This is a genomic window from Saccharopolyspora sp. (assembly GCF_017434145.1).
Lineage (GTDB): Bacteria > Actinomycetota > Actinomycetes > Mycobacteriales > Pseudonocardiaceae > Saccharopolyspora_C > Saccharopolyspora_C galaxeae.
In genome coordinates, this window is record NZ_JAFRFW010000906.1 from 1 (window position 1) to 5,001 (window position 5,001).

Here is a 5,001-nt window from a genome sequence, read left to right on the forward strand (position 1 = left end):
GCTGCTGGCCGGCTGACCCGCGGCCAGCGCCTCCGGGCCGCACCGCCTTGCCGACCGCTCACCGCGCGGGCGCCGCACCTCCGGGCCCGGGCGTTGAGCGGTTCTGCGCGGCGGGGCCGCTGATTCCGCCCGCTACCGCCGCTGCCTGCTCACGACGGGCGGTCGAGCCCGAGGCGGCGGGTGACGTCGTGCGCCATCCGCACCGCATAGCTCTGCCCGCGGTCCTGCGGATAGATCTGGGACATGGTGGCGAGCGTGACGCCGGGCATCGGGGTTTCGTGCGCGGGGATCAGCGAGCGGTATTCCGGCGTGACGATCGGCTGCGCGAAACCGGCCTTGGAGAAGTGCCAGTTCGAGATCCACGACTCGTCGAAGTCCGGGTTCAGCTTGCGCAGCCACGGGATGTAGCGCTCCAGCAGCTCGGCGGGCTCGGTGGTGAACCGCCAGTCGTCGCGCGGCACGTAGTTGCCGACGTAGACCACGTGCTTCCCGCCGTACTCGGCGCGGTCGACCATCCGGGTGTGCTCGACGACGGCGAGGAACGGGAACTCGGTGTCGTTGATGTTCAGCCAGTAGTACGGGATCAGGCTCCGCTCGCACTCCAGCACGAAGCAGGTGGCGCCGAGGTACTGGTTGCGCCACAGCACGTCGTCGGATTCGAGGTCGGCGGCGCGGGCGAACGCCGGCTGCGGAACCGTCACGATCAGCCGGTCGAACTCGTACTCGGCGCCGTCGGCGGTGCCCACCGCCACCAGGTCGGGCTGGCTGATCGAGCTGACCGGTTTGCCGAACTCGACCCGCCCGCCGCGCGCGGTCACCGCCTCCAGCAGCGCCCGGTACACCTGCTCGAACCCGCCGTGCACGTAGCCGAGGCCGAACGTGCGGTAGTGGATCCGCGCCCACAGCCAGGCCATCGAGATCTCACCTGCGCGCTCGCCGAACTTGCCGGTCAGCAGCGGTTCCCAGATGGTCTCGGTGACCCGGGGCCCGGCCCAGCGGCGCATCCAGTCCAGCGCGCGCACCGAGTTGAACCGGGAGCCGTCGCGGACCGCTTTGAGCGCCGCCGAGCTCGCCCCGAACCGCAGGCGGTCGAGCAGCGAGAACTCGGGGAACCGCAGCATTTCCGCCGGTGTGCCGAACGGGTGCGTCCGCCCGCCGTAGTAGACGCCGGTGGCGGGGGAGTGGAAGCGCAGCTTGTCGCCCAGGCCGAGCTCTTCGACCAGCTCGATCATCGCCCGGTCGGTCTTGAAGCTGTGGTGGTAGAACCGCTCCAGCGGCGTGCCGCCCACCTCGATCGAGGCCGCGAGCCCGCCGAGTTCGCCGGAGGCTTCCAGCACGGTCACGTCGTGGCCGGCCTTGACCGCGTCGAACGCGGCGGTCAGGCCGGTGGCACCCGCACCGACGACACCCAGCTTCATCCGAAACTCCACCTCTTGTTGATCAAGTACTGCAGCCCGACGACCAGCGGGATCGCGGCCGCTTTGACCAGGTTCGGATTCCAGCCGAACGCCCCGGAGCCGAGCTGCAGCAGCAGGAACGTCAGCGCCATCCCGGCCAGGCCGACCGAGTAGAACCGGGCGAACCGCCGCAGCAGCCGGTCCCGGGTGCGGAAGTTCAACCAGGCGTTGAACACGAAGTTGTTCGCGATGCCCACGCTGGTGCTGATCGCGTTCGCCACCTGCTCGTGCATCCCGGCCACGTTGAACAGCAGCAGGAACAGCAGGTAGTCCAGGGTGACGCCGCAGACTCCGATGATCCCGTAGAGCACCAGCGCGCGGCTCGGCAGCGGCAGTTTGACCTGCTGCTCAGTCCTGGTCATGCCGGATCTCTCTGCGCACGATGTACAGCGGCCGCTGCTGGACCTCGTGGTAGATCCGCCCGATGTAGCTGCCGATCACGCCCAGCGACAGCATTTGCACCCCGCCGAGGAACAACATCACCACCATCAGCATCGTCCAGCCGGAAACGGTGATCGACGGCCACAGCAGCCGCATCGCCACCGCGTACATGATGCCGATCGCGGCCAGCGCCAAGCTCACGAACCCCACCCGAGTGATCAGCTTCAGCGGTGCGGTGGAGAAACCGGTGACGCCGTCGGCGGCCAGCCGCACCATCTGCTGCAGCGGGTACTTCGTCTCGCCCGCGGCGCGCTCGTCCCGGTCGAACAGCACCTCGGTGTGCTGGAACCCCATCGAGGCGACCATGCCGCGGATGAACCTGCTGCGTTCGCGGAAGCCGCGCAGCTCCTCGGCCGCGCGCCGGTCGAACAGCCGGAAATCGCCGGTGTCGGTCGGGATGTCCACTTCGGCCCAGGTGTGCAGCAGCCGGTAGTAGGTGTGCGCGGTGAGCCGCTTGAACCGGGTGTCCTGCCTGCTGCGCCGCCGCGCCGAGACGATCTCGGCACCGCCGCGCCAGGCGTCGATCAGCTCCAGGCTCACCTCCGGCGGATCCTGCAGATCGGTGTCCATCACGATCACCGCGTCGCCTTCGGCGTAGTCCAGACCAGCGGTGATGGCGATCTGGTGGCCGAAGTTGCGGGCGAAGTCCAGCACCCGCACCCGCGGATCGGCGATGGCGAGTTCCCGCAGGATCACCAGCGAGCGGTCCGCGGAACCGTCGTTGACGTAGATGAACTCGTAGTCGAATTCGGGGCGCGTCCCGGTGGCCGCGAGCAACGCGCGGTGGAAACCGCGGATGCCCTCGGCTTCGTTGTAGACCGGCAGGACGTAGCAGATCCGCAGGCCGGTTCTCGCCCGCTCGCGCCGCGGTTCCGGCGACGGCACGGGTACGGCTTCGCCGATCGTTTCCGCCACCTGAAAGACCTCCCTCGCTCCCACCCGCTGCGTGGACGCCGCGGACCGCCGGTGCGTTGCCCGTGGAACGGGCCCGGGCGGGGCGGTGCCGGGCGCACTCGCGCACGATCAGTTTTGCGCAGCACCGCCGCGGTTCGCAGCCCGATCGTTTGATCGTTATGTGCGCGCGGGGTCAGGGATGCAGGTTGCCGGGCTCGAACGGGTACTCGCCGTCGCCGTCCGCGCCGCCCTGCCGCACGCGGCGGGTGCGGGTGTCGTAGGCGTCCCGTTCCACGTCGTAGCTCACCGACAGCACGTGGCCCCAGATCACTCCGGGCGCACCGCGCAACCGGCTCGGAGTCTCCAGGCGGCGGGACTGGCTCAGCGCGCCGGTGAACACACCGCCGTAGGACGGGTCGAACGCCATCGAGCCTTCTCCGCCGGGCGGGGTGACCAGCACGCCCGGACTGTCCGCGGTGCCCCGCGTGACGCGCGGGTAGTCGATGTGGCACGGGAACAGGAAGCTGATCGGCCAATCGACCAGCGCCGGCCGCCCGCCGTCCAGAACGTCGCGCAGCGGCACCACATCTCGCACCGCCGGGCCGCCGAACGCGAGCCAGCCCTGCTCGTCGGTGGTGGTGTCGGTGGCGCGCAGCCGCACCCGGTCGGTACCGGCGGGCAGCTCGTTCGCGTCTACGGTGAGCAGCCGCCACGAGCTGAAGTCGCGCCAGTCGACGGGCCTGCCCATCCGCGGATCCTCGAACGGGAGCTGCTGCGGCGGTGCGTCCCGCAGCGTTCGCGAGCCGAGGCTGCGCGTCCCGGGACCGGTCGAGCCGCCGAACTCCATGCGCAGGTCGTTGCCCTGCTCGGGGCGTCCGGCGACCCACACCGACAGCACTTGCCCGGGGCGCGGGCGGGGCAGCTCGAACCAGCCGGTGGTCACTTCGCCGACGGTCCGCGGCCCGTTGGCCAGGCTGTCCCACATCAGCGGACTCGCCTCGGTCGGTGTCGCTTCCGGGCCGGTCGGGCGCAGCGGTCGCTCGCCCGGCGGGCGGCGCAGCAGCGGTTCCTGCGGGGGCCATCCGGGACGTCCTTGATTCGCGGCGAAGCCGCTGCCCGTCTCGCCGCTGCCTGCTTCGCCGGTGTCGTCCAGCGGGCCGTCGGTGATCCGCAGCGTGCCGTTCTCGGTCAGCGGCAGCGTCTCCACCTCGTTCTCGATGCCGCAGCTGCGCGCGCGAACGCTGTCCCAATTGGACTGAGCGATGGAGAATTCGCCGGCCTTGGCGGGCGCCTGCGCGAACGAGCCGAGCAGCACCCCGACCATCACCAGCGCGGACAGCGTGAACAGCGAAGAAGCAGGCAGCGTGACCGCCGAAGCGAGCACCCGCAGCCGCACCAGTCCGTATGCCGCGAGCCCGACGACGGCGGCCGCTGCCAGCCACGCCAGCGGGCTGTCCAGCGGCAATCCCAGCGGCCGCACCGGGGCGTCCGACCACGCCATGCCGAAATCGGAGTACTGCCACCACGAGTTCGGCCCCATGAACGACAGCGCGGCGGCGACCGCGGCGGCCACCGCGCCGAACAGGACGAGCAGCTTCGCCTCCCGCCGCGCGGACTCCAGCACGCCCGTCCGGGACAGCAGCACCACCGTCGCCGCCAGCAGCGCGGGCGCGAGACCGGCCAGCGCGCCGAAGTGGTGCGTCCACTTCGACGGCGTGAACCACAGCGTCGCGAACACCGCGACCACCGAGCCGAGCAGCAACGGCAGCTCCGGCATCCGCGTCATGCGGTGCAATCCACGCATCGCGCACCCGGCGGTGATCAGCACCGCGGTCACCGTCAGCAGCACGGCCAGCCGTTTGCCCGCCGAGCCCCACGAGGTGGTGCCCAGCAGCTCCGCGTACCGGTCGATCTCCTGGTACCAGCCCAGGCTCGGCCCGAACTCGTTGTGCACGGCATTGGCCTGTTTGAGCCCGTTCCAGGTGGAGTCGGTGAACATCGCGACCACACCGACCGCGCCGAGGCAGCCGAGCAGCGCGACCCGGGCGGGCAACACCAGCCACCGGCTGACCGTCCCGGGGCGCAGCAACAGGCGCCGGATCCGCGGCGCGAACATCGCCACGATCAGCAGTGCGGCGATCCCGGTGGGCGTGACAGCGACCGTGAGCCCGGTCAGCAACGCGGCGGCGCCGAGCCATCCGAACGGCGA

Annotated in this window: 4 protein-coding genes; all 4 read right to left on the reverse strand. The window is 70.7% G+C overall.

The genetic code is table 11. From position 1 onward, the window contains the following. Positions 1-149 precede the first annotated feature (149 nt). On the reverse strand, positions 150-1,418 hold the full coding sequence (locus IJH84_RS24565) for an NAD(P)/FAD-dependent oxidoreductase (RefSeq protein ID WP_233626584.1): 1,269 nt from the start codon (positions 1,416-1,418) through the stop codon (positions 150-152). After that, positions 1,415-1,819, reverse strand: coding sequence for a GtrA family protein (locus IJH84_RS24570; protein WP_295149591.1), 405 nt, complete (start codon positions 1,817-1,819; stop codon positions 1,415-1,417). The genes IJH84_RS24565 and IJH84_RS24570 overlap by 4 nt, the downstream gene beginning before the upstream one ends. Then, positions 1,806-2,813 carry a glycosyltransferase family 2 protein gene (locus IJH84_RS24575; RefSeq protein WP_295149601.1) on the reverse strand — a complete coding sequence of 336 codons (1,008 nt, stop codon included), beginning with the start codon at positions 2,811-2,813 and terminating at the stop codon, positions 1,806-1,808. Before IJH84_RS24575 ends, IJH84_RS24570 begins: the two co-directional genes overlap by 14 nt. A 172-nt stretch (positions 2,814-2,985) precedes the next feature. After that, on the reverse strand, positions 2,986-5,001 hold a 2,016-nt coding region (locus IJH84_RS24580; protein WP_295149603.1), incomplete at its 5' end, for an arabinosyltransferase domain-containing protein.